Source organism: Gordonia iterans, assembly GCF_002993285.1.
Classification (GTDB): Bacteria; Actinomycetota; Actinomycetes; order Mycobacteriales; family Mycobacteriaceae; genus Gordonia; species Gordonia iterans.
In genome coordinates this window covers 62,002-86,831 of the sequence record NZ_CP027433.1, presented here as the reverse complement: position 1 = coordinate 86,831, position 24,830 = coordinate 62,002, and the positions used below count along the sequence as shown (strand labels likewise).

At 69.7% G+C, this 24,830-nt stretch carries 18 protein-coding genes; 7 read left to right on the top strand and 11 right to left on the bottom strand.

Going from position 1 to position 24,830, the window contains the following annotated elements:
* Positions 1 to 31 precede the first annotated feature (31 nt).
* Positions 32 to 1,216 carry a DUF3068 domain-containing protein gene (locus C6V83_RS00430; protein WP_105940726.1) on the bottom strand — a complete coding sequence of 395 codons (1,185 nt, stop codon included), beginning with the start codon at positions 1,214 to 1,216 and terminating at the stop codon, positions 32 to 34.
* Positions 1,217 to 1,263: 47 nt separating this feature from the next.
* On the opposite strand from C6V83_RS00430, the gene C6V83_RS00425 reads away from it, so the two are divergent.
* A complete protein-coding gene (locus C6V83_RS00425; RefSeq protein WP_105940725.1) occupies positions 1,264 to 2,499 on the top strand; it encodes an acyltransferase family protein in 1,236 nt (411 codons plus the stop codon).
* 540 nt (positions 2,500 to 3,039) lie between these two features.
* Here the strand turns inward: C6V83_RS00425 and C6V83_RS00420 are convergent.
* The 3 genes from C6V83_RS00420 to C6V83_RS00410 form a co-directional block, all read right to left on the bottom strand.
* Complete coding sequence (locus C6V83_RS00420) at positions 3,040 to 3,444, bottom strand: hypothetical protein (RefSeq protein ID WP_199832555.1); 405 nt, start codon at positions 3,442 to 3,444, stop codon at positions 3,040 to 3,042.
* 125 nt (positions 3,445 to 3,569) lie between these two features.
* Positions 3,570 to 7,853, bottom strand: a complete 4,284-nt coding sequence (locus C6V83_RS00415; RefSeq protein WP_105940724.1) for an alpha-(1->3)-arabinofuranosyltransferase domain-containing protein — start codon at positions 7,851 to 7,853, stop codon at positions 3,570 to 3,572.
* Positions 7,854 to 7,882: 29 nt separating this feature from the next.
* Positions 7,883 to 8,086, bottom strand: a complete 204-nt coding sequence (locus tag C6V83_RS00410; RefSeq protein WP_105940723.1) for a DUF2613 domain-containing protein — start codon at positions 8,084 to 8,086, stop codon at positions 7,883 to 7,885.
* A 23-nt stretch (positions 8,087 to 8,109) separates the two neighbouring features.
* On the opposite strand from C6V83_RS00410, the gene C6V83_RS00405 reads away from it, so the two are divergent.
* Both C6V83_RS00405 and C6V83_RS00400 read left to right on the top strand, forming a co-directional pair.
* Positions 8,110 to 9,309, top strand: coding sequence for a glycoside hydrolase family 3 N-terminal domain-containing protein (locus C6V83_RS00405; RefSeq protein ID WP_105940722.1), 1,200 nt, complete (start codon positions 8,110 to 8,112; stop codon positions 9,307 to 9,309).
* 72 nt (positions 9,310 to 9,381) lie between these two features.
* Positions 9,382 to 9,987 carry a TetR/AcrR family transcriptional regulator gene (locus tag C6V83_RS00400; RefSeq protein ID WP_105940721.1) on the top strand — a complete coding sequence of 202 codons (606 nt, stop codon included), beginning with the start codon at positions 9,382 to 9,384 and terminating at the stop codon, positions 9,985 to 9,987.
* Between the two features lie 119 nt (positions 9,988 to 10,106).
* Here the strand turns inward: C6V83_RS00400 and C6V83_RS00395 are convergent, their stop codons facing one another.
* Positions 10,107 to 10,994, bottom strand: coding sequence for a MaoC/PaaZ C-terminal domain-containing protein (locus tag C6V83_RS00395; protein ID WP_105940720.1), 888 nt, complete (start codon positions 10,992 to 10,994; stop codon positions 10,107 to 10,109).
* Positions 10,994 to 12,427: a 3-oxoacyl-ACP reductase gene (locus tag C6V83_RS00390; protein WP_105940719.1), complete on the bottom strand. Its 1,434-nt coding sequence runs from the start codon at positions 12,425 to 12,427 to the stop codon at positions 10,994 to 10,996. The genes C6V83_RS00395 and C6V83_RS00390 overlap by 1 nt, the downstream gene beginning before the upstream one ends.
* Positions 12,428 to 12,621: 194 nt before the next feature.
* Between C6V83_RS00390 and C6V83_RS00385 the strand changes: the two genes are divergently transcribed.
* The 3 genes from C6V83_RS00385 to C6V83_RS00375 all read left to right on the top strand — a co-directional run bounded on the left by C6V83_RS00385 (position 12,622) and on the right by C6V83_RS00375 (position 16,821).
* The gene (locus tag C6V83_RS00385; protein ID WP_105940718.1) at positions 12,622 to 13,929 is read left to right on the top strand and encodes an acetyl-CoA C-acetyltransferase; all 1,308 of its coding nucleotides are present in this window, start codon (positions 12,622 to 12,624) and stop codon (positions 13,927 to 13,929) included.
* A 311-nt stretch (positions 13,930 to 14,240) separates the two neighbouring features.
* Positions 14,241 to 15,956, top strand: a complete 1,716-nt coding sequence (locus C6V83_RS00380) for a VanW family protein (RefSeq protein ID WP_407646216.1) — start codon at positions 14,241 to 14,243, stop codon at positions 15,954 to 15,956.
* A gap of 88 nt (positions 15,957 to 16,044) precedes the next feature.
* A complete protein-coding gene (locus tag C6V83_RS00375; protein ID WP_105940716.1) occupies positions 16,045 to 16,821 on the top strand; it encodes an SDR family NAD(P)-dependent oxidoreductase in 777 nt (258 codons plus the stop codon).
* Positions 16,822 to 17,154: 333 nt separating this feature from the next.
* On the opposite strand, the gene C6V83_RS00370 is transcribed toward C6V83_RS00375, so the two are convergent.
* Positions 17,155 to 18,351 carry a MalY/PatB family protein gene (locus tag C6V83_RS00370; RefSeq protein WP_199832554.1) on the bottom strand — a complete coding sequence of 399 codons (1,197 nt, stop codon included), beginning with the start codon at positions 18,349 to 18,351 and terminating at the stop codon, positions 17,155 to 17,157.
* Between the two features lie 267 nt (positions 18,352 to 18,618).
* On the bottom strand, positions 18,619 to 19,872 hold the full coding sequence (locus tag C6V83_RS00365) for an MFS transporter (protein WP_105940715.1): 1,254 nt from the start codon (positions 19,870 to 19,872) through the stop codon (positions 18,619 to 18,621).
* Between the two features lie 117 nt (positions 19,873 to 19,989).
* On the opposite strand from C6V83_RS00365, the gene C6V83_RS00360 reads away from it, so the two are divergent.
* Positions 19,990 to 20,505, top strand: a complete 516-nt coding sequence (locus C6V83_RS00360; RefSeq protein ID WP_105940714.1) for a glycine cleavage system protein R — start codon at positions 19,990 to 19,992, stop codon at positions 20,503 to 20,505.
* 28 nt (positions 20,506 to 20,533) lie between these two features.
* On the opposite strand, the gene C6V83_RS00355 is transcribed toward C6V83_RS00360, so the two are convergent.
* From C6V83_RS00355 to C6V83_RS00345, 3 genes are all read right to left on the bottom strand, one after another.
* Positions 20,534 to 21,592: a zinc-dependent alcohol dehydrogenase family protein gene (locus C6V83_RS00355; RefSeq protein WP_105940713.1), complete on the bottom strand. Its 1,059-nt coding sequence runs from the start codon at positions 21,590 to 21,592 to the stop codon at positions 20,534 to 20,536.
* A 200-nt stretch (positions 21,593 to 21,792) separates the two neighbouring features.
* A complete protein-coding gene (locus C6V83_RS00350) occupies positions 21,793 to 23,622 on the bottom strand; it encodes an acyl-CoA dehydrogenase (protein ID WP_105940712.1) in 1,830 nt (609 codons plus the stop codon).
* 181 nt (positions 23,623 to 23,803) lie between these two features.
* Positions 23,804 to 24,571: a deoxyribonuclease IV gene (locus C6V83_RS00345; protein ID WP_105940711.1), complete on the bottom strand. Its 768-nt coding sequence runs from the start codon at positions 24,569 to 24,571 to the stop codon at positions 23,804 to 23,806.
* Between the last annotated feature and the right edge of the window lie 259 nt (positions 24,572 to 24,830).

Sequence of the window (24,830 nt, the reverse complement as noted above, 5' to 3'; positions counted from 1 at the left end):
CCGGTTCGGGAGGTGCGATCGGCCGGCGCGATCAATCGGTGCGCGGACCGGTCGGGGTCGCCGGCGGAGCGCCGCGCGGCCGCTCGGGGTCGGGTGCGTCCTCATCGGCTCCGGATCCGGACGAGTCGGCGTCCGGCGGCTGCGTGCGCCGGCCGGACCGGACCAGGACCCAGCCGCCGATCACCAGCAGGACCGCTCCCAGCACGCCTGCCACGACCGGGACCACCCGGGTGGTGACGGTGACCGGCCAGGCGCGGCTCGAGGCGTACTCCGACGATTCCCGGACGGTCTGCCGGTCCGGGGACAGGGTGACCTCCAGGTTGGTCAGGGCGAAGTCGGCGAGCGCCCGATTCCGCTCCCGCAGGTCGGGAGTGAAGCGGAAGACTTCGGAGATCTCGGCGCGCTCGGCCACCAGCACCCCGGTCGCGGTGTCGACGAACAGCTCCCGCTGGGCGCGATGCTGCAGGGTTGCCGTCAGTTCGTCGGTCGGGCCGACGCCGGGGAAGCGGCCGAACCAGCGGGCAGGCTTGGTGATGACTGCGCGCGGATCCTGCTCCGCCGCGCCGAGGTCGGTCAGCGGCACGGTCACCGAGAAGCGGGTCACGTCGCGGCCGCCCATGGTCTCCGAACCGGTCGGCGTCATCGGCAGGGCCTGCCGGGTGACCGGATCGAAGTACTCGGCACGATCCGCATCGAAGCCGAACGGAAGCAGATAGGTGTAGCCGCGGCGGTCGTCGATCACCGTGGCGGCGCGTTCGTCGTCGTATTGCACCTCGGAGTTGCCGGTGGGCGAGGCGGTCCGGCGGTTCAGCGTCACGCGGTCGACCATCGCGGTGATCGTCGTCTCGTCGCAGGCGTCCTCGGTGTCCACGGGTCGTCCGTCGATCAGGTACTCGTCGATGCCGAGCGCAGTGCCGGCCTGCAAGGTCACGACGTCGGCGTCGGCGGGCCGGACCGCCACGACCCGGCGCTGCTGCTGGATCCTCGCCTCGACCACGCGGGCCTGCGGAGCCTGCAGCGAACAGCGGTCCAGCGCGCGGGCGCCGTCCGCGCCGTCGGACACCCAGGTCTGATCGACGCTCAGCGGCACCTTGCGCAGGCCGTCGGCGACCAGCGGACCGATCGCGAAGGCCACGGCCACCAGCAGAGCGCCGAAGAACACCAGAACCGGGCCGATCAGGTCGCGCGTGGACAGGCGCGGTCGCTGGTCGGGCATACCACGACCCTACTGGGTGGGCTGTGCGGACTACGCTGGCGGGCGAGATGACCACCACCGAGACGCTCGCTCCTACCTACCGCCGCTACTTTCCACAATTGGAAGGCATGCGCGCGGTTGCGGCGGTCGGCGTGCTCACCACCCACGTGGCGTTCCAGACCCGGGCCGTCGAATGGCCGGTGCTCGGTCCGATTCTGGGTCGCCTGGACCTGGCGGTGGCCCTCTTTTTCGCGTTGTCGGGCTTCCTGCTGTGGCGGCCGTGGGCGGCCGCGGCGCGTCACCCGGACATTCCCGAACCGCCGGTGATGCGCTACCTGCGCCACCGCTTCGTCCGTATCTGGCCGGCGTACACCGTCGCCGTCGTCGCGGTGTTCCTGCTGCTCCCGCAGGCGCGCGGCGCCTCCCTGGAGGTCTGGCTCGCGAATCTGACGCTCACCCAGGTCTTTTTCCCGTTGACCCTGGCACCGGGCCTGACCCAGATGTGGAGTCTCTCGGTGGAGGTGACCTTCTACCTGCTGCTGCCGGTGATCGGGTTCGCGTTGGCCGTCCTCCGCGGTCCGCGGGCGCGGCTGCGGATCCCGCTGCTGTTCGCCCTCGGCGTGCTCAGTCTCGGCTGGGCGTGGGTGGTGACCGCGGTCGGGCTGCCCGAGGGCGTCGAGGGCAAGAACTGGGTCTTCGGGCACCTGCCCTGGTTTCTGGCCGGGCTGATTCTGGCCGAGCTCACGGCGACAGTCGAGCTCGCCGGCGACGCGGAGCCGTCTCCACTGGTGCGGCGGGCCGCGGGACTGTCCGCCAACCGGCCGCTCATGCTCGGCGTCGCGGTGGTCTTCTACGGGCTGGCGTGCACGCCGCTGGGCGGGCCGGTGGGCCTCGGCGACCTGAACAACTGGCAGTACGTGGGCAAGATGGTCTTCGGGGCGGTCGCCGCCTATGCGGTGCTGGCCCCGCTGGTGTGTTCGGCGGGACCGTTCCGGTTCCTGAACTCAGTGCCGATGACGATGATGGGCTGGTGGAGCTACGGCATCTTCATCTGGCATCTGGCGGTGCTCACCTGCGTCTTCGGCCTGTTCGGGATTCCTGCGTTCAACGGGCAGTTCGTCACCGTGTGGCTCCTGACGGTGGTGCTGACCCTCGGCGTCTCGGCAGCCAGTTACGCCTTCCTCGAGGACCCCTGCCGCCGGGCTCTCAACGGCTGGGAGCGACGTCGTCAGACCTTTCGACAAGCTCAAGGGGCTGGTGGACGGGCTGAAGGGGTTGGCAGGGCCGGGTCGTCAGCTCGTTGAGCCGCCGAGGTACGAGGCGAGTCGAAACGTGGGGTTCTTTCGACGGGCTCGAGGGGCTGGTGGGCGGGCTCGAGGGGTTGGCAGGGCGGGGTTGTCTGCTCGTTGAGCCGCCGAGGTACGAGGCGAGTCGAAACGTGGGGTTCTTTCGACGGGCTCGAGGGGCTGGTGGGCGGGCTCGAGGGGTTGGCAGGGCGGGGTTGTCTGCTCGTTGAGCCGCCGAGGTACGAGGCGAGTCGAAACGTGGGGTTCTTTCGACGGGCTCGAGGGGCTGGTGGGCGGGCTCGAGGGGTTGGCAGGGCGGGGTTGTCTGCTCGTTGAGCCGCCGAGGTACGAGGCGAGTCGAAACGCGGGGGTTCTTTCGACGGGCTCGAGGGGCTGGTGGGCGGGCTCGAGGGGTTGGCAGGGCCGGGTTGTCAGCTCGTTGAGCCGCCGAGGTACGAGGCGAGTCGAAAACGTGGGGGTTCTTTCGACAAGCTCAAGGGGCTGGTGGACGGGCCGAAGGAGCTGGCGGAGCTCAAGGGGTCGGTGGCCGGGGGCGGCTCAGCGGGGGCCGGCGAAGCACCAGCCGCCGGAGCCGATGCCCCGGGTGACGGTGATCCGCGTGACCTTGGAGCGCTCACCGTTCTGCACGGCGTACAACTGTCGCTTGCCGGTTCGCTTGGGCCACCAGGTGACGGCGGCGAGACCTCCGTCGGCGGCCGCGCGACCGAGGAAGATCGGCTTGGTCTTGGCGTTCTTGCGTTCGTAGAAGCTGACCATCCCCGACGAGTTCACCTGGACGGTCATGCTGTACGAGCACCCGGTGCCCGCATCGTTGGAGGACCAGCCGATGGTCGGGCCGACGTCCACGGCCCCCTGCGGGGCTGCCTGGGCCGGCGCCGCCGCCAGGGTGGCGGCGACCGCGGCGACGCATCCGGTGACGACGGCCGTCTTGACTCGCGACATGGTGACTTCCTCGTTGGTGGGCACAGTGTCCCGTGGGCACAGCGTGACCGAAGCGTACCGTGTGCTGCCGGTCACTACTCGGGGTTCCGGTCTGTCGGGCCGTCACCGTGCCGACCCGGTCCGATTCAGTCCGGCGCGTGCGGCGGATCGTGCGGTCGTCGCAGCGGCAGGATCGCCGTCGCGAGCAGCAATCCGAGCGCAGCCAGTGCGGCCCCCTGCGTGGACGCGTCGTAGCCGGTGTAGGGCATCCCCGAGTGCCACGGTCCCGCCGCGAGGAGCAACGTGGCGGCCGCCATCGCAGTGAACACGGCGATCACCCGGCCCGCACGCGCGAACCACCACGTCGCAGCACCGGTTGCGGCGCCGATGAGCAGACCAAACCAGCCGCCCAGCAGCCACAGGGCGCCCACTCCGGACACCGCGGCGACGAACCCGACGGCGCGCGTCAGGGTGGCCGGGCGATCGGCCGTGTCTGGATCGACCCCGTGTTGATCCGCGCGGTGGCGGCCGGGCCCGGCCCGGCGTCGCAGCGGCAGGCAGGCTGCCGTGAACAAGACCGCGACCAGCGCGAGCCCGAGGGCGAGGGTCCACCGGTACGGTCCGTCGAGAGGATAGGTCAGGGCCACGGTGCCCCCGGCGCCCGCCGGGATCACCCACCCCTGCTGCCATCCGTCGACCGTCACCGGCTCCAGGACCTCGCCGTTCAGGGTGGCCCGCCATCCCGGGTTGGTGCTCTCCGGTACCGACAGGACCCGCGGTGTGCCGCCGGGCTTCACCACCACGCTGCGCTGCGTCGCGGTCCACTCCTGAATCGGGGGCGACGCGGTGACCGGCGGCGTCGGCCGGGGTGGGGCGATCAGTTCCAGGGCGTCGACGGCGAACGCCTGCCCGGGATTGACCGCCACCTCCTGGCGGCCCTCCGGCAGCCGGAGCTGTGGGCCGGGGCACGGGGTGGCCAGCACCGGTTCGCGGTCGCGCAGCGCGCCCGCGGTGGTCTTCACCTGCAGTCGGATCAGCCGGCCGGACGCCGTCAGGCCGAGGCCGTAGTCGCCCGCCGGGTCGGTGTCACAGCCGATCACCACCGGTCGGTCGGGATCGAACGACGCCGAGTCGACCGGGCCGCGCGGCCCGATCACCTGCACCTCGCTGAGCCCGACGGGCGCCCGCGTGGTGAAGCCGAGGTCGTTGGTGTCCAGGAGGTCCTCGGTGTCGGTGACGGTGATCTTCACGGTCCGGGTGCGAGCAGGGTTCAGGGCTACGTCGCCGTCGCGGCCGACGTCGACGCGCTGCGGCCCGTCGCCGAGGTCCACACTCACCTTCTCCGGTGCGGCCGGGTAGCCGTCGGCGCGGCGCAGCCGCAGGCCGGTCACCTCGGTGGTCCGCGGCAGATGCACGGTCAATGTCGGTCGGCGGGACTTCGAGTCGGTCGGCTCGGGTGCGATCCAGGCGGTGGCCGGGTCACCGTCGACGGCGGCGGACGCGTTGCCGCGGACATCGGTCACCGCGGACGGCCCCTCGGCCCAGATCCGGCCGGACCCGGCCAGCAGCCGGTTCAGGGCCGCGCCCGGCACCGGACGCAGGACCACCGACGGCGTCACCGCCGTCTCGTCCGGTACCCACAGCGCCCGGCTGAAGACGCCCGGCGTCTCGGAGGCGAGTCCGAGGGCGGCCGCGCAGCGAACCCGGCCCTGGGCGTCGACGACGCAGTCGGCACGTTCCCGCAGCTCGGGCCCGAGGTACCAGCCCAGGACCGGGCCGCCGGTCTCCGGGAGCAGCACGCGCTGGCGGAGACTGATCGTCTGCCCGGTGGCTGCGTCGGACAGTTCCACCTCGGCGAGTGCGAATTGGTTGCCGCCCGAACCGTTCTCGGTCTCGATCGCCCGGATCTCCACTCGCCGAGTGGGCGCCGACGGTGCGATGATCCGGGTGGGCTGGCCGGGTTCGAGTCCGTGGGCGACGGTGCTGCCGGCATCGGTGCTCACCAGCACGGTGCTCACATCCGCACCGAGGGCCTGCGCGGTGGTCACAGTCAGCGCGAGGTTCGCGACCGGCTCGTCGAACTCGATCGCCAGCCACTGCCCGACGGCCGAGTCGAGACTGCGGCTGACCCATGCGGTGTCCGGATCGCCGTCGAAGGCCGCCGCGGCGGACGACCCGGGCGAGGTTCGTCCCGGTTGCGTGGCATCCGCCGCCGAGCCGCTGGTGCGCACGTCGACCCGGTCGGGTTCCTCGTCGAGCAGCCACTGCGCCTCGACCAGCGGCTGACCTTCGACCGGATAGTCGGCGACGTCGTTCTTGGTGAGGCGCGGGTCGCCCGGTGATCGGATCGCGGAGGAGTGGTCGTCGACCCGCCCGAAGTCGGTCTCCCGGTTCGCCGGGGTGTCGGTGACGATCAGCCCGGGGCCGCGGCCAAGGCCTGCGCGCTCCGCATCGCCGGCCAGCAACGACGGCCCCAGCGGCGGCAACCCGGCCCTGGCTCGCGCGATGTTGACCGCGAGGATCGACTCGGCGCCGCCGGCCACTCTCGGCATCTCGTCGAGCGGTGTGAGCCGTGGGCCGGTGCCGCCGGTCGCGGCATCGACGCGGTACACGGTGACCGCGGGCATCTCCGGACGCAGGCCGTTGTCCACGACGAAGCCTTCTTGCGCGGGCGGCGCGGTAGGCGGTCCGAAGGTGGCGGCGCGGCTGATACCGGGGGAATCGCGCAGTGCCTGGGCGACGAGCAGGGGCCGCGCCGATCGTGAGGTGGTCGGATCGAGATCGGCACGCAGCACCAGGTAACCGACACCCTGCGCGGCCAGCGTGGGGGCGAGACCGGGCGACCCGCGGCCGGCGGCGAGGTCACGCTGGACCGCGTCCATCGCCCGGATCGCGCCGGGCGGCGTGAGGGGGATGGCGTCCCGCACCGCCCACGGCGTGCGCGCCGTGGGTTGCAGTGGTTCGTCGCGCGTCAGCCCCCAGAGCTGGTCGGCGAACGGTGCGCCGGGCACCACCAGCGCCCGGGCCGGGGCCGGCGAGTCGCGTTCCTGGTCGGCCAGCCAGTCGGCCGTCTCCTGCCAGTAGCCGGGTATCGCGCGGTAGCTGCCCGGCGGGGCGATGCCGCCGGTCCAGGCCAGCGTGCCCGCCGAGATCGCCGCGACCACGACCACCAGGGCCGCCGCGAGACCTTGCTGCGCGCGCACCGAGTACTTCGCGGGAGGGCGTGGATCCGTGGCCGTCCGCGACGACGGCACGGTGACGGTCACCCGTGCGAGGAGATGGGCGATCCCGAGGGCGATCGGAATGCGGACGAAGGCGTCGAACTTGTGCAGATTCCGGAGCGGCGCACCGGCGCCGTCCAGGAACGCCCGGTAGTTCTCGGCGATCGGAGATCCCAATGAGCCGGGGTAGCCCAGGCACATCACCAGCAGCCCGATGAGCAGCAGTGCGATCAGCCGCCGCCGGTGCGGCATCCGCCGCATCGCGAGTCCGGCGAGCCCGGCGGCGGCCAGGATCCCGGTCGCCACCACGGCGGCGGGTTCGGAGACCAACACCGCGCCTGCGGCGCGTTCGGACGAGACGAACGGCGTCCACGAACTGGTCCCGCGCAACACCTCGGTCAGCGAGCTCCACTCCGTCGTCACTCGGGCCGACTCGATGAAGTCCAGAAACGGCGGCGACAGCCGGGACATCAACAGCAACGGAACCAACCACCACAGGCACGCGAGCGCGAGTCCGAGCGCCCACCAGGCGCCGAAGATCAAACGGCGCCCCGATCGTGCGCGGTCGGTCTCTCGGCGGAGCAGTCCGAACAGCCACCAGGCCACGGCGACACCGGCGGCGGCGGCGGTGGCGACGGCGTTCACCGCACCCATCAGCGCCACGGCGCACGCCGATCGGAAGGCCTCCTGCCACAGCGGTCGCTCGGTGGGCTCCGTGGCGTCCAACGCTCGGACCATCGGCACCAGCACCCAGGGAGCCAGCATCAGCGGCAGCGTCTCCGAGGAGATGCTGCCGAGAGTGGTGAGGACTCGCGGCGAGGTCGCGAAGACGGCGGCGGCGAGCAGCCGAGACGCAAACGAACCGATCCGGAGCGCTTCGGCCAGCCGGACCAGACCCACGAAGCCGATCGTCAGGAGCAGTGCCCACCAGAGCCGCTGGGTCACCCAGCCGGGCAGGGCGAGCAGATCGCCCAGCGCGAAGAATGCGCCGTGCGGAAAGAAGTAGCCGTAGGCCTGGTTCTGCACCTGCCCCATCGGGGCGTCCGGGGACCAGAGGTGCGCGGCGCGCGCCAGAAAGCCGACCGGGTCAGCGGTGAGATCGAGCTTGGTGTCCGGTGCGATCCGCCCGGGCGCTTGCCAGAACGAGAAGAGGAGCGCGAGGAGTGCGACTACCGAGACGTCTCGCCGCGTGAGCAGCCGGTCGGCCATCGGCGATCGCTGCGGGGCGGAGCGCAGGCTCAGTGCTGTGAGCCGGCGTCTCCGCTGCGGGTGCCGTACTGCACGGAGCCCTCAACAAAGCCGTTCTCGGCGTTGAAGCTGTTCACGTCGGTGGCGGGCGAATTCTCGGCGGCCAGCGAGCCGGCCAGGAAAATCGCGCCCACACCCACGATCAGGCCAGCCGCGGCGGCGACAGCGCCATAGATCAGTCGGTCACGCATCATGAGCACCAAGCTACCATTCGCTCATGCATAGAACCTCGGGAGTCGCCGGATTCCGGCGTGGCGCCGTCCGACTGTTCAGTGCGGCGATCGGCGCGGCTCTCCTGGTGAGCTGCGGCACGGACGCGGAGCAGGCGTCGCCGGCGTCGTCGCCGGTGGTCTCCTCCCCGTCGTCGTCGGTGGCCGTATCCAGTTCGGAACCGGCGCCGGCCGGCTGTGGTGCACCCGAACTGGCGAGGCTCACCTTGCGGCAGAAGCTTGCCCAGCGCCTCGTCGTGGGAGTGACCGGCGCCGCCGATGCACGGCAGGTGGTCGCCGACGAGCAGGTCGGCGGCATCTTCATCGGAAGCTGGACCGACCTGTCGATGCTGACCGACGGGTCGGCGAAGAAGATCGCCGAATCGGCGGATGTGCCGCTGATGGTGTCGGTGGATCAGGAGGGCGGTCGGGTCGCGCGCCTGTCTTCGCTCGGAATCGACCTGCCGTCGGCACGCGAGGTCGCGGCCGGTGCGACGCCGGCCCAGGTACGCGCGCAGGCGCGCCAGGCCGGCGAGGCGATGGCGAAGCTCGGCATCACCGTCGACTACGCGCCGGTGGTCGACGTCTCGTCCCAGAACGATGACGCGGTGATCGGCGACCGCTCCTATTCGGCGGACCCGAAGGTGGTGGCCGAGTACGCGGGCGCGTTCGCGCGGGGCCTGCAAGACGCGGGGATCATGCCGGTCTACAAGCACTTCCCAGGCCACGGCCACTCCTCCGGCGACTCGCACACCGGTGCGGTCCGCACGCCGCCGCTGTCGGAGCTGAAGAACACCGACCTGGCGCCGTACCGGACCTTGCTCAAGAACCCGGGCGATGCGGGAGTGATGATGGGGCACCTGATCGTGCCCGGCCTCACCGCACCGGACACCCCAGCCAGCATCAGTCCGCGCGCGATCAACCTGTTGCGCACGGGGACCGGGTACGACGCCCCGCCCTTCGACGGAGTGATCTTCTCCGACGACCTCTCCGGGATGAAGGCCATCACCGACAAGTACTCGATCGACCGGGCGGTGCTGCGCGCCTTCCAGGCCGGTTTGGACATCGGCCTGTGGCTGTCGACCGACGCGGTGAGTAAGGTTCTCAACACCCTCGAAGCCGCGGTGAAGTCCGGAAAGCTCCGGCGTGATCGGGTCGATGCCTCGGTGGTGCGGATTCTGCGCGCCAAAGGGGTGCTGGACTGCTGACATTTCGACGGATCGGCATGGATCCCGGACGTCCGGACCTGCGAAAACTTACCCGATGGTAAGTTTTCCGGTATGGCCGGAACCAAGCGCCTGCCGAGGGCCGTGCGCGAACAGCAGATGCTCGATGCGGCGATCGCGGAGTTCTCCGAAAGCGGATACAGCGACACCTCGATGGACGCGATCGCGGCGCGCGCCGAGATCTCCAAGCCGATGCTCTACCTGTACTACGGCTCCAAGGATGAGCTGTTCTCGGCCTGCATCAGCCGCGAGTCCGGTCGCTTCATCGACGCGATGAGCGCCGGCTTCGATCCGTCTCTGCGGCAGCGCGAGCAGGCGCGGATCCTGGTCCGGGAGTTCCTCAGCTACGTGCACAGCAACGCCGAGTCGTGGCGGGTGATCTACCGCGTCGCCAGCGGCAGCGCCGGCTTCTCGAATGTGGTGACTCAGGCGCGCACCCAGATCACCGAGATGATCACCGAGCTGATCCGGCAGGGCACCACCGTGGAGAGCGCGTCGGAGGTGGACTTCGAACTGACGGCAGTCGCGCTGGTGGGCGCCGCCGAGGCCGTGGCCGATCGCATCTCCGAGGGCGACGTCGACTTCGACGCCGCGACCGATCTGCTGCTCGGCATCGCGTGGCGCGGCCTGCGCGGCGTGGGCGTCAGCGAGGAGAGCTGACCGTTCGAGCCCGTTCGACGGTCGAGCGGATTCGGTGATCGAGCCTGTTCCCGCTGATCGAGCGGAGTCGAGAGCTCGACTCCGCTCGATCGCCGTCTGGGGGCTCGGTCGTCCCGGCCTCAGCCGCGCGGGGTGAGAGTGCCCGTCAGGTGCGGGTAGCCCTTCTTCCGGTTGAGGATCGAGACGGTGTAACCGCCGTCGTCGTTCTTCGCCGTGTAGAGGTTCACCTTGGCCGGGAGCAGGATCGGCTTGCCGAAACGCACCGTGTACACGACCCCGCCCGGCAGCTGGGCCTCCAGATTGGCGATCGCGGTGGCCGCGCTCCACATCCCGTGCGCGATGGCCCGGCTGAAGCCGAACAGTCTGGCCGACAGGTCCGCCATGTGGATCGGATTGCGGTCGCCGGACGCGGCCGCGTACCGACGGATCAGGCCTAGGTCGACGGACACTACGCGATCGGGGGGCGGCGGTGCCGTTTCCTTCGGTGCGGGGCCACGCGGCTCGTCGGACAGGCTGGTCCGCTGCTGCTTCAGGAAGGTGCCGGTCTGCACGGCCACCAGTTCGCGGCCGACGTAGAACTCCGAGATGACGTCGACCAGCATGCCCTTGCGATGCTCACGCAGGTTCTCCGCGCGCGTCGCGATGGTCAGCGGCTCGTCGACGCCGATCCGGCGGAACCGCTCGATGCGGTTTTCGGCGTGCACCGAGCCGACCGCTGCGAACGGGAACTCCGCGGACACCATGAGCTCCATCGCCAGCGGGAACTGCAGCACGAACAGGTAGGTCAGCGGCAGGTCGGCGCCGAACTGGGTCCCGGTGGTGCGGCAGTACTCCCGGAGGCGGTCACGGTCGACGCGGAGGTTCTCGATCCGGTAGACGGTGTCGGGCACCTGCGCGTCGGCGGCCACGCGCGAGGGCTTGCCGAAGACGGGGAGCATGGCGCCCACGGCCTTGGGGTATTGCGTCGATGCGGACGGCAGTCCGGTGAGGGTGACGGTCTTGGTCATCAGGCACCCAGCAGGCTCTGGCCGCATACGCGCACGACGTTCCCGGTCACGGCGTTGCTCGCAGGGCTCGCGAAGTAGGCCACCGTCTCGGCGACGTCGACCGTCTGACCGCCCTGCTGCAGCGAGTTCATCCGGCGACCCACCTCGCGGGTGGCGAGCGGGATGGCCGCGGTCATCGCGGTCTCGATGAAGCCCGGCGCGACCGCGTTGATGGTGATGCCCTCCTTGGCGAGGATCGGCGCGTAAGCATCGACCAGGCCGATCACGCCGGCCTTGGAGGCGCCGTAGTTGGTCTGGCCGCGGTTGCCGGCGATCCCGGCGATCGACGAGACGTCGATCACCGCGCCGCCCTTGCGCAGCGCCTTGCGGGCGACGAGCTCGTTCACCAGGGTCTGCGGCGCGATCAGGTTGACCGCGATCACCGAGTTCCAGCGGCCGTCATCCATGTTGGCCAGCAGCTTGTCCCGGGTGATGCCGGCATTGTTGACGATGATGTCGAGCCCGCCGTGGCGCTCGGTGACGTGCTCGGCGATCTTCGCGCCGGCGTCGTCGGCGGTGACGTCCAGCGGCAGCGCGGTGCCGCCGATCTTGTTGGCGGTCTCGCTGAGCGCCTCGCCGGCGGCCGGGATGTCGGCGGCGATCACGTGGGCGCCGTCGCGCGCAAGGACCTCGGCGATGGTGGCGCCGATGCCGCGGGCGGCGCCGGTGACCAGGGCGACCTTGCCGGCCAGCGGCTTGTCCCAGCTGTCCACCGTGGTCGCGTTCGCCGCGCCGACCCGGATCACCTGGCCGTCGACGTAGGCCGACTTGCCCGACAGCAGGAAGCGCAGAGTCGACTCGAGGCCGCTCACCCCGGTCTTGGCCTTCGGGTGCACGTAGACCAGTTGTGCCGTGGCGCCGTCGCGCAATTCCTTGGCGATCGACCGGGTGAAGCCTTCCAGGGCGCGTTGGGCGACCTGCTCGTCCGGCGATGCGGCGAGCTCGGGGGTGGTGCCGAGGACCACGATGCGGGCGGAATTGCCCAGCGAGCGCATCACCGGGGTGAAGAACTCGTAGAGCTGCGCCAGAGCGGCGGCGTCGCTGATCCCGGTCGCGTCGAAGACCGCGGCGCCGAGCTTGTCGGCGCTGCGACCGGTGGTGTTGTTGGTCACGATGTCGTAATCACCGGTGTTCTGCGGCCCGCTCGCTTCGCTCCCGGCGCCGGTGCTCTGCGGCCCGCTCGCTTCGCTCCCGGCGCCGGCGGCGCTGAGGATCTCGCGCACCGGCTCGACGAGGCGGCCGAAGCCGCCCAGCAGGACCGGACCGCCCAGCGGAGGCCGAGACGACGAGTAGCGGCGCAGCGAGGGGGGCTGCGGGAGCCCGACCTTGCTGGCGATGAACGCGCCCGGGCCCGAGTTGACGAAGGAAGAGTAGAGATCGTTGCTGCCGGCCACGACAGTCTCCTTTGCAGGTGTGGAACATACAGGCTCTTGCGTCCTGTCAATGGTAGTTCCCACGCCGGTCCAGTCGATCGACGCAGGTACCTGGGTCGACAACTAACTTACTCAATAGTAAGAATAGGGGACAAGTCCGGACTCCCCGATAGAGTCGGAGAGTCGAAGAGAACGTTCAACGCAGGAGTCGATCCATGGCCTCGTACACCCCCCGCAAGCCGGAGACCCGCCAGGCGCGGCCGGTCGCCATCCTCGGCGGCAACCGCATCCCGTTCGCGCGCCAGGACCGCGCCTACGCGAAGGTCGGTAACCAGGAGATGTTCACCGCCGCACTGCAGGGCCTGGTCAGCCGGTTCAACCTCCAGGGCGAGCAACTCGGCATGGTGGTCGGCGGGGCCGTGCTGAAGCACTCGCGCGACTTCAACCTGGTGCGCGAGAGCGTCCTGGGCACCTCGCTCTCGCCGTACACCCCGGCGTTCGATCTCCAGCAGGCCTGCGGCACCGGCCTCCAGGCGATCAACTCGGTGGCCGACGGCATCGCGCGCGGCCGCTACGACGTCGGCATCGGCGGCGGCGTGGACACCACGTCCGATGCCCCGATCGGAGTCTCCGAGGAGATGCGCCTGCAGATGCTCGAGGTGAACCGCGCCCGCACCACGCCCGACCGGATCAAGGCGGCCCTGGCGCTGGTCACCAAGCTGGGCATCGAGATTCCGCAGAACGGCGAGCCGCGCACCGGCCTGTCGATGGGCGAGCACGCCGCCATCACCGCCAAGGAGTTCGGCATCGCCCGGGCCGACCAGGATGCGCTGGCTGCGGCGAGCCACCAGAACATGGCCAAGGCCTACGACGCCGGCTTCTTCGACGATCTGGTGACGCCCTTCCAGGGCCTGACCCGCGACGAGAACCTGCGTGCCGACAGCTCGGTGGAGAAGCTGGCCAAGCTCAAGCCGGTGTTCGGCGTCTCGCTGGGCGATGCCACCATGACCGCGGGCAACTCCACCCCGCTCACCGACGGTGCGTCGGCGGTGCTGCTGGCCAGCGACGAGTGGGCCGAGGCCAAGAGCCTCCCCGTACAGGCGTACCTGGTCGACACCGAGACCGCCGCCGTCGACTACGTCAACGGCCCGGACGGCCTGCTCATGGCTCCGACTTACGCGGTCCCCCGCCTGCTGGAGCGCAACGGCCTCACCCTGCAGGACTTCGACTTCTACGAGATCCACGAGGCCTTCGCCTCGGTGGTCCTGGCAACCCTGGCTGCCTGGGAGTCCGAGGAGTACTGCGCCGAGCGGCTCGGGCTGGACAAGCCCCTGGGCGCGATCGACCGCAGCAAGCTCAACGTGCGCGGCTCGTCGCTGGCGGCCGGTCACCCGTTCGCCGCGACCGGTGGCCGCATCGTCGCCCAGACCGCCAAGATGATCCGCGAGAACGGTGGCGGCCGGGCGCTGATCTCTATCTGCGCCGCGGGCGGTCAGGGCGTCACCGCTATCATCGAAGGCTGACCGCCGAGTCGACGGGTACGCCGATTCCCGGACTCCGGGGCGCGACTCCGTCGTGGCCGACTCCGGCCGCGGCGGAGTTTCACGTTCCTGACCTGGTAATACGGAGAGCTCCAGAATTTCTCCGGCGAAGGTGTAACGCCGCCTGGCGCCCCAGCTATATAAGGGATAGCTCCGGCTGCACTGCCTGACCCCCGACCCGGCAGTTCGGCCGGAGCTTTCATGTGTGCGGGAACTCGCCCCGCCGGCGCGTCGCCGTCCGGTCCCGCCGTACGCGGCGTGCGCCCGATCACTCACTACTATTGAATTCCGTTGTGACATCTTCCAGTGCCCCGCCCCGACACGGCGGATCCCGCCCTCCGCGCGCGGGCACCCGTGTCTGGTTCGTCCGCACCGTGCTGGTGCTGATCCTCCTCGGCGGCCTGGCCTTTGCGATCGATCTCGTCGTCAGCAGTGGCAAGACGGCTCGCGGGGCGCAGATCTCCGAGTTCGCGCTCGGCGGGCTGACCCCTGAACAAGCGCGCGCGGCACTGGCGAAGCTCTCGGTCTCGGCGGCCGCGCCCGTCGTGGTGCACACCGAATCCGGGCAGGCGGAGATCGATCCGGCCGCTCTCGGGCTCACCTTCGACGCCGAGGCGACCCTCGACCGGCTGTTGGAACAGCCGCGCAACCCGTGGACGCGGCTGACCGGCATGCTCGGGCTCGCGCATCAGGTGGCGCCGGTGGTGCACCTGGACGAAGCGGCCTTCCACGAAGAGCTCGACGCCCAACGCAAGGTGCTCGAGCGTGCGGCCGTCGAGGGGGGCGTGCACTTCGACGGCACCACCCCGGTGGCGGACCTGCCGTCGTCGGGTCTGCGGATCGACCGCGAAGCAGCCAAGTCCACGCTGAAGGCCCAGTGGCTGGGCGGGGGACCCGTCAGGCTGGCGATGGAGCCGTTCGATCCGACCGTGTCCGCCGAGACCGTGCAGGCGACGATGGACGGCCCGGCTCGCCAGGTGACCGCCTCGACTGTGCGGTTGCGGGGGCGCGGCCAGACCCTCACGGTGAGTCCGAACCAGCTCGGCGCACTGGTGACCTTTGTGCCCGACGGTGCGGGCGGACTCAAACCTGCGGTGGCGCAGCGGACGTTGCGTGCTGTGCTGGGCCGCGATCTGGCCGAGACCGAGGCGGCTCCAGTCGATGCGTCGTTCCGCATCTCCGGCGGTCGCCCTCGCGTGGTGCCGGCGACCGACGGAGCCAAACTCGACGCGGCAGGCACCGCGGAGGCGCTGGCCGCCGCATCGGTGAACCGGAACCGCCGGGCCGACGTGGCGTACGTGACGAAGAAGCCCAAGATCACCACCGAGCGCGCCCGGAAACTGGGAGTGCGTGAAGTGGTCGCGGAGTTCACGACCGGCGACTTCACGGGCCCCTCGGGGGAGAACATCCGGCTGGTCGCTCAGCAGGTGGACGGTGCGGTGATCTTGCCCGGCGAGGTGTTCTCGCTCAACGGGCACACCGGGCCGCGGGGCGCGGCGCAGGGGTACGTGAGCTCGACGATCATCGACCACGGGCACGCTTCGAAGGCGATCGGCGGCGGGATCTCCCAGTTCGCGACAACCCTGTACAACGCGGCGTACTTCGCGGGACTGGAGGACGTGACGCACACCGAGCACGCGTACTACATCTCGCGGTATCCCGAGGCGCGGGAAGCCACCGTCTTCGAGGGCTCCATCGACCTGCAGTTCAAGAACACCCTGCGCAGCGGTTTGTACGTCGAGACGGTGTGGTCGCCGTCGTCGATCACGGTCCGCCTGTGGGGGACGAAGCAGTACGACGTCGAGTCGGTGACCGGGCAACGGACCGCGCCGACCAGCCCGCAGACCATCGAGCTCCCGGCCGGCGACGACTGCATCCCCAGCAGCGGCAGCCCGGGTTTCACTACGTCCAACACTCGCATCATCAGGGACGCGCGGACCGGGGCCGAGGTGTCGCGGCACACCCGGACGGTCAAGTACGCGCCGGAGCCGATCGTCCGCTGCCGCTGAGCGCAGACCCGACCGAGCGTTCGGTGTGCGACGCATCACACCCGGAGGGCCTGTGGTGGTCGTCACGCCGCACGATAGGCTCGCGGGCATGGACATCAATGGAGCAAGTGCAATCGTCACCGGGGGAGCGTCGGGCATCGGCGCGGCCTCTGCCCGTCGTCTCGCCGGCCGCGGCGCCAAGGTCGTCATCGCCGACCTCAAAGCCGACGACGGCCAGGCCCTGGCCGACGAGATCGGCGGCGCATTCGTCCCGGTAGACGTGACCGACACCGATCAGATCATCGCGGCCATCGAGAAGGCTCTCGAGCTCGGACCGCTCAAGGCCGTCGTCAACTCCGCCGGCGTGGGCTGGGCGCAGCGCACCATCGGCCGCGACGGGGAGTTCTCGTCCGCGCACGACCTCGAGCTCTACAAGAAGGTCATCGGCATCAACCTGATCGGCACCTTCGACGTGACCCGGCTGGCCGCCACCGCGATGGGGCGCAACGAGCCGGGACCGTCGAACGAGCGCGGCGCGATCGTCAACATGGCGTCCGTCGCCGCGTTTGACGGACAGATCGGTCAGGCCGCGTACTCGTCGTCGAAGGGCGGCGTCGTCGGCATGACGCTGCCGGTCGCCCGCGATCTCGCCGCCATCGGCGTGCGCCTGAACACCATCGCCCCGGGCCTCATCGACACACCGATCTACGGTTCCGGTCCGGAATCGGAAGCCTTCAAGGCCAAGCTCGGCGAGAGCGTGCTGTTCCCCAAGCGCCTCGGCGTGCCGGACGAGCTCGCCTCGATGGTCGAGGAGCTGATCACCAACTCGTACATGAACGGTGAGGTGGTCCGCGTCGACGGAGGGATCCGGATGCCTCCGAAGTAGAGGCGTCGCGCCTGGCTTCGTCGTCGTTGCGGCCGGCAGATTTCGGATCTTGCTAGTCCTCGCCACGCGACTTCCGTCGAGATTCCCTCGCTGGGATCGAGACTGGACGCGTGTCGTGCGGAGGGCGCTGCGATTCCGGAATCTGCCCGGCCGCTCGCACGATTCCAGAGGGCGCTCGGTGTTCGCCTGGTGCGGAGGGCTTCGACTCCGAAATCGGCCCACGCGCCCGCGCTCGTTTCCAGGCGGGAACGTTCTCTGCAGCTCCTTGCGCCATCCCCTGCAGCTCCTTGAGCCGCCCGAGCCGCTAGGCGAGGGCGTGTCGAAAGGAACGGCTTAGCCGCGGTCTCTGACGGCGGCGCCCATCCGGGCGACGGCTTCGGTGAGGATCCGCTGGCTCGTGGCGAAGTTGAGGCGGGCGTGACCGGCGCCCCCGGTGCCGAAGGCGTCACCCGAACTCAGCGCCACTTTCGCCTCGTGCCGGAAGAACCGGGCCGGGCCCGCGATCTCGCGGACGTCGCCGACGGTGCCGCGGCCCTCGCCGAGATCGAGAGACCGACAGTCCAGCCAGGCGAGGTAGGTACCCTCGGCCGGTCGGTGGCCGACCGTGGGGAGGTGCTCGGCGAGCAGCCGACCGAGCAGTTCCCGGTTTGCACGCAATCCGGTCAGGAGGGCGTCGAGCCACGGCTCGCCGGCGTCGTATGCAGCGGTGTGTGCCAGCACGCCCAGGTGGCTCGGGCCGTGTGAGACCTCCTCGGGGATGCGCGCGAGATCGCCCGCCGCCTCGGGGCCGGCGACGGCGAGCGCCGCCTTCAGTCCGGCCAGATTCCACGCCTTCGACGCTGACATCAGGGAGAAGGCGTCCTCGGCACCGGGCACGCTCAGGTACGGCGTGAACGTCCCGTTCAGCACCAGCGGAGCGTGGATCTCATCGGCCACCACGCGTACCCGGTGGCGGCGGGCGAGCGCGGCCACCGCCGCCAACTCGTCTGCGGTGTGCACCACGCCGGTCGGATTGTGCGGGTTGCAGAGCAGGAACACCGCGCCGCGGCCGGCGGCGGTCGCTGTGGTGAACGCGGCCTCCAGCGTCTCCGGATCGAGGCGGCCCTGTGCGTCGAGCGGCGCCTCCGCCACCCGGCGATCGGCATGGGTCGCGAACGCGTAGAACGGTGGATACACGGGGGCGTTCACGACCACGACGTCTCCCGGCTCGCTGAGCACCTTGAGCACTTCGACGATGCCCATCATCACGTCCGGAACGATCGCGGTGCGGGCGACGTCGAGCCCCGTCCACTGCCAGCGGCGGGCGGCGAATCCGGCCAGGGCCTCGGCGTAGGCGTGCCCGGGGCCGGGGTATCCGGTGTCGCCGCGCGAAACCGCGCTCTGCAGCGCCTCCGCGACGGGCTCGGCCAGGAGAGTGTCCATCTCAGCCACCCAGAGCGGAAGCACCTCGGCGGGATAGGCCCGCCATTTCATGCTGGTGCGGGTGCGCAAGTCGTCGAGCGTGAGTTGTTCGAGCGGGTTGCCGATCACAGCGGGGTCCTTCCTCGATCCGCCGCGGCGAGCGGCGTTCGACGTCCATGATCTCCGACGGTGCCGGGGCAGGCCGGATGCGGAATCGTCGGCGCGGCGATCCGGCGCTCACGAGCGGCGATCCGAGACCGGGGTGCTCGGCACCGTCGTCTCGAAGTGGCACCCGCGGCCGAGGGGGCCAGAACGAGTTCACGGTGCCGGGCACCGTCGTCTGGACCGGCACCCGGTCGCGAGTGCCCGCGTGGCTCAGACCCCGACCACGGGATGTCAGGTCCGCCCGGCGTCTCGTCGCAGGTCGACGGTCTCTTCGCGGACGCGTGCACGGTGCCGGGTGGACAAGCCGATGGCCGCAGCGCCGAGGCATCCGGCCGCCACCGCCCCGGCGAACCATGGGAAGATCGCGGCGGTGCCGTACCGGGTGGCCAACGCTCCGGCGATCACCGTCGGGATGCCCATAGCGAGGTAGCCGAGCAGGTAGTAGGCGCTCATCACCCGCCCGCGCGCATCGGCGGGCGCCACCTCGCTGATGTGCCGGAGAGATCCGCCGAAGGCCAGCCCGAACACCGCGCCGAGGAACAGTGCGTCGACGATCACCGCCGCCGTGGAGCCGCTGCGCACCGCGAAGATCGCGCCGATCAGGGCCACGACCATACCGAGGTCGCCGATGATCGCGGTGGCGCGCGCCTCGAAGCGCCCGGCGATCCACTGGGCGCCGGACGCGGCGACGGCCATCGAAGCGATCACCGTGCCGACGAACAGCACCGACCGGTGGCCGGTGACCTGCTGGGTCAGCGCCGGATAGAGGCTCAGGAACACCCCGAGCACCGACCACGACGCGAAGATCCCGATGCCGGCGAACCAGAAGTCGGTGCGCACCTCACGCGGGACCGACGGCCGGGCGATGCGGACGCGTCCGCCGGTGCGGCCGGTGTGCGGCTCGACCAGGGCGATGGCGCCGATCAGCAGCACCACCGTGATGGCCATGATGACCGCGTACGGCATGCGCAGCGGGTACGACGACCACTGCGCCGCGCAGGCCGAACCGAGCACCGCCGCGGCGATGCCGAGATTCAGTGAGGCGCCGCTGATCGCGCCGTTCCGGTCGCCGTCGTTCGGTCGGACGTCGAGAAGGGCGGCACCGGAGACCACGATCGTGGCGCCGATCGCGGCGCCGTGCAGCAGGCGAGCCACCAGTAACTGCCACACCTGGGTCGCGATCAGGAAGATCGCCAGGCCGATCAGGATCGTCACGAGGGCGGTGATGAGCACGGGCTTGCGGCCCACCGCGTCGGAGATCGGTCCGACGGTGAGGGCCGCGACCAGGGCGCCGATCGCGTAGACCGCGAAGATGACGGTGGTGGTCAGCGGACTGAAGCCCCACTGCTCGGCGTAGATCGGATAGAGGGGAGACGGCAGCGCCGACGTGCCCAGCGCGAGCGCCAGCAGCGCGAGCAGCAGAAGGAACGACCACCGTTGCGGATGCACGTGCCGGGGATTCCCGCGCGCGACATGTCCGGTCATAAGAGCAAGGGTAGACCAGACGGCCGAGTGAGCGTTCGGTGCGGGTGTGGAATGCCACTGCGCTCCTCCCCGGCCTTTCCTCCCCGGGTCGAGGCTCGAGCCCGATACCGTGGTCTCATGCGGAATCTGGTGCTGTCGGTAATCGGGGACGATCGGCCGGGACTGGTGTCGGCGCTCGCCGACGTGGTCGCGGTGCAGGGCGGAAACTGGGAACAGAGTCAGCTGGCGCAGCTGGCGGGCAAGTTTGCGGGCATCGTCGTCGTGGCGGTGCCGGAAGCGCGGGCGGACGGACTGATCGCCGCGGTGACGGGGCTCGACGGACTGCTCGAAGTAGCCGTGCACACCGGCGGCACTGCGGGTTCCGGTGTCGAGGCGACACCGCTGACGATCCAGGTGCTCGGCACCGATCGCGCCGGCATCGTGCAGGAGCTCTCGGCGGCGCTGAGCCGGCACGACGTCTCGATCGAGCGCCTGACCACGGGCACCCGCGAGGCGCCCATGGCCGGCGGAACGCTGTTCGAGGCGCAGCTGGACGTCCTGGTTCCGGAGGTCGCCGACCTGTCCGGGATCCGCTCGTCGCTCGAGGCGATCGCGGCTGAACTCATGGTGGATCTGGGCATCGCCGGCGCCTGAACGACGGATTCGGTCGCTGCGGGCCCGGTCAGTCGGCGGTCAGCACCACCTTGAGCGCCTTGGACTCGGCGGCGTTCTCGAAGGTCTCGTAGGCGGACATGATGTCACCGAGATCGAAGCGGTGGCTGATGAACACATCCGGATCGAGCTGTCGTGAGGCGACCATCTTGAGCAGCGTACCGAGGGTGTCGGTGTTCACCAGGCCCATCGCGATGGCGATGTTGCTGATCCACAGGTCTTGCAGCGGCAGCTCGACCGGCTTGCCGTGCACCCCGACGTTCGCCACGGTGCCGGCCGGCCGCACGACGTCGAGGCACATCTGAAAGGTCTGCGGAATGCCCACGGCCTCGATCGCGACGTCGACGCCGAGGCCGTCGGTCATCGCCAGGATCTTCTCCTTCCACGCGGGATCGGAGGAGACGACGCCGTCGGTGGCCCCGAACTTGCGGGCCTCCTCGACGCGGTTCGCGTCCAGGTCGACGGCGATGATGCGGCTCGGACCGTAGAGGCGAGCAGTGGCGATCGTCGCCAGACCGACGGGCCCGGCACCGATGACTGCCACCACGTCACCGGCTTTGACGCGGCCGTACTGGACGCCGATCTCGTGACCGGTGGGCAGGATGTCGGAGAGGATCACGCCCTGTTCCGGGCTCACGGTGGAGGGCAGCTTGTAGACGGAGTTCTCGGCGTAGGGCACGCGGACGTACTCGGCCTGGGTTCCGTCGATCAGGTGACCGAAGATCCAGCCGATTCCGGGCGCGCCCTCGTCCCCCTGGCAGTGGGAGTAGACGCCCTGCTTGCAGTAGTCACACTTGCCGCACGCGCTGACACAGGCCAGGATCACCTGGTCGCCGACGGCGAGCGTGGTGACCGCGTCGCCGACCTCGGTGACGGTGCCGACGCCCTCGTGGCCCAGGATGCGCCCGGGTGTCACCGCGGGTACGTCGCCGGAAAGGATGTGCAGGTCGGTGCCGCAGATCGTGGTGGCGTCCATCTTCACGATGACGTCGGTCGGCTGCAGGATCTGCGGATCGGGGACCTCGTCCCAGGACTTCTGGCCGGGACCGTGGTAGACGAGCGCTCTCATTCGCAACTCCCTATATGTCGACTCGTCTTCGACACTAGGTCTGTCCGCCGCGCCGGGCACGGTTACGGCGGAGGATCGGGCACAAGGTCCCCGGACGGGCGGTGCCGTGGTGCCCGGATACGACGAACCCCACCGGAGACTCCCGGTGGGGTTCGTCGTGGATCGTCGAGGGAGGACGACTCGGCTTGGCAGGCGGACCTCTAGAAGGCGGCCTCGTCGAGTTCCATGAGATCGTTATCGATGTTCTCGACGGTGCCGCGAACCGCGGTGAGCAGCGGCAGCATGTTCTTCGCGAAGAACGACGCCGTCGCGACCTTGCCCTCGTAGAACGGCTTGTCGTCGCCCGCGGCGCCGGCGTCGAGCGCCTTGTAGGCCACCTCGGCCTGGCGCAGCAGCAGCCAGCCGATGACCAGGTCGCCGACCGCCATCAGGAAGCGGACCGAGCCGGTGCCGACCTTGTACAGCTGCTTCGGGTCCTCCTGGGCGGACATCAGCCAGCCGGTGAGGGTGGCGGCCATCGCCTGCACGTCCTCGAGAGCGGTCTTGAGCAACGCGTATTCCGCGGTCAGCCGCTCGTCGGCGGCACCCTCGATGGTGGCGTTGATCTGACCGGCGACGTGCGCCAGGGCCTGGCCCTTGTCGCGGATGATCTTGCGGAAGAAGAAGTCCTGCGCCTGGATGGCGGTGGTGCCCTCGTACAGCGAGTCGATCTTCGAATCGCGGATGTACTGCTCGATCGGGTAGTCCTGCAGGAAGCCGGAACCGCCCAGTGTCTGCAGCGACTCGGTCAGCTTCTCGTAGGCGCGCTCGGAGCCGACGCCCTTGACGATCGGGAGCAGCAGGTCGTTGACCTTGTGCGCCATCTCCTCATCGGCGCCCGACACGATCTTCGCAGCGACGGCGTCCTGGTGCGAGGCGGTGTACAGGTACACCGCGCGCAGTCCCTCGGCGTAGGCCTTCTGGGTCAGCAGGGCGCGGCGCACGTCCGGGTGGTGGGTGATGGTGACGCGCGGAGCGGTCTTGTCCATCATCTGGGTCAGGTCGGCACCCTGGACGCGCTGCTTGGCGTAGTCGAGTGCGTTGAGGTAGCCGGTCGACAGAGTCGAGATCGCCTTGGTACCGACCATCATGCGGGCGTGCTCGATGACGTCGAACATCTGGGCGATGCCCGAATGGGTCTCACCGACGAGCCAGCCGACCGCCGGGGTGCCGTGCTGACCGAAGGTCACCTCACAGGTGGCCGAGGCCTTGATGCCCATCTTGTGCTCGACGTTGGTGACGAAGGCGCCGTTGCGCTCGCCCAGCTCGCCGGTCTCGGGGTCGAAGTGGAACTTCGGCACAAAGAAGAGCGACAGGCCCTTGGTGCCCGGTCCGGCGCCCTCGGGACGCGCCAGGACCAGGTGGAAGATGTTCTCAGTCATGTCCTGGTCGGCCGAGGTGATGAAGCGCTTCACGCCCTCGATGTGCCAGGTGCCGTCCTCCTGCTTGACGGCCTTGGTGGTGCCGGCGCCCACGTCCGAGCCGGCGTCCGGCTCGGTGAGGACCATGGTGGCGCCCCAGCCGCGCTCGGAGCAGATGGCGGCCCACTTCTTCTGCTCGTCGGTGCCGTTGTCGTAGAAGATGTTGGAGAAGCCCGCACCTGCCGCGTACATGAAGATCGGCGGGTTGGCGCCGAGGAACATCTCGCCCATGGCCCAGTAGAGGGAGCGGGGGGCCGGGAGGCCGCCGAGTTCTTCGTTGACGCCCACCTTGTCCCAGCCGGCGTCGACGAGGGCCTGGTAGCTCTTCTTGAAGCTCTCCGGGATGGTGACCGAGTGGTCGGCCGGATCGAAGACCGGCGGGTTGCGGTCGGCGTCGGCGAAGGACTCCGCGATCGGGCCTTCGGCCAGGGTCTTGACCTCGCGGATCATGTCGACGGCGGCCTCGTGGTCGAGGTCGCCGAACTCGCCGGACTCCAGGACCTTGTCGAGGTCGTACATCTCGAAGAGGTTGAAGTGCAGATCGCGGACGTTGGACTTGTAGTGGCCCATGGTCTTCCTATCTCGTTCTCTCGGTGAGAATTGCTGTTCTGAGGTCTCCTCAGGAGGGCTGCCCAGACAAGTTACTTGCCGGTAACTGTTGACACACAATACTCCCGGCAACCCAATGGGACAACCTGCGGAAATGTGTCAGCGCTTACATCTGCAAGCGGGGCTGTGACCAGGGGGGGCTTCAGCGGAGTCCCAGGTAGGCGAGATCGTCCGGAATCCCCTCGGCCGGCGTCTCCAGGATGGTCGGCGCATCGGCCTGGGTCATCACCTCGGCGAGCACTGCGGGGTCGATATGCCCGGATTCCAGGTTCGCGTGCCGGTCCCGGCCGGAGTCGAATTCGTCACGCGAGTTGTTGAGATGCAGCAGGTCGATCCTGCCGGTGATCGCCTTGATGCGCTCCACCAGGCCGACGAGTTCCTCTCCGCCGGCCCAGGCGTGGCACGTGTCCAGGCAGAACCCGGCCTGCTCGAAGTCTCCGACGGCGTCCCACAGCCGTTCGATGGACTCGAGGGTGCGGGCCATCGCGTGGTCGCCGCCGGCGGTGTTCTCGATCAGAATCGGCACCCCGAAGCCGCCCTTGTCCTGCTGGCGCTCGAAGAGCTTGCGCCAATTGGCGAACCCCTCGGCCGAGTCCTCACCGTCGCGCAGATGTCCGCCGTGCACCACGAGTCCGATCGCTCCCAGCTCGGCGGCAGCGGCGGCCTGCTGCTCGACGGCCTTGCGCGACGGCATCCGAAGCCGATTGTTCAGGCTCGCCACGTTGATCTGGTAGCTCGAATGCACGACGACGTCGATATCCGAATTCCGGATCTCCTCTGCGTGCGGGTGGGGTTCGGGTTTGTTCCACTTCTGGGGGTCGGTGACGAACATCTGGAAGACGTCGATGCCGAGGGCCTCGGCAGTGGCGACCGGGTTCTGGTCCTGGCGAAGGTGTGCTCCGACTCGCATGAGTCCACGATAGGGCAGGCCGACACGCGGCCCTCGCCGATTCCGGTCGCATCCGATCTGTCCGATTCGCGGGTACCCTGACCCCAGGCGGCGTCGGCGTGAATCCGTGCCGACATTAAGGTGAACGGTGACTTTTGCGCCCGCAGGACCTCCGGGCTGCACGAACCTGCAGGAGCACGACGACGTGAGTGTGGACAGTCCGGCCTCGCCGGCCGACGAGGTGGAACCGACCGACGTCGGGGTGGCCGACGACAGCCGG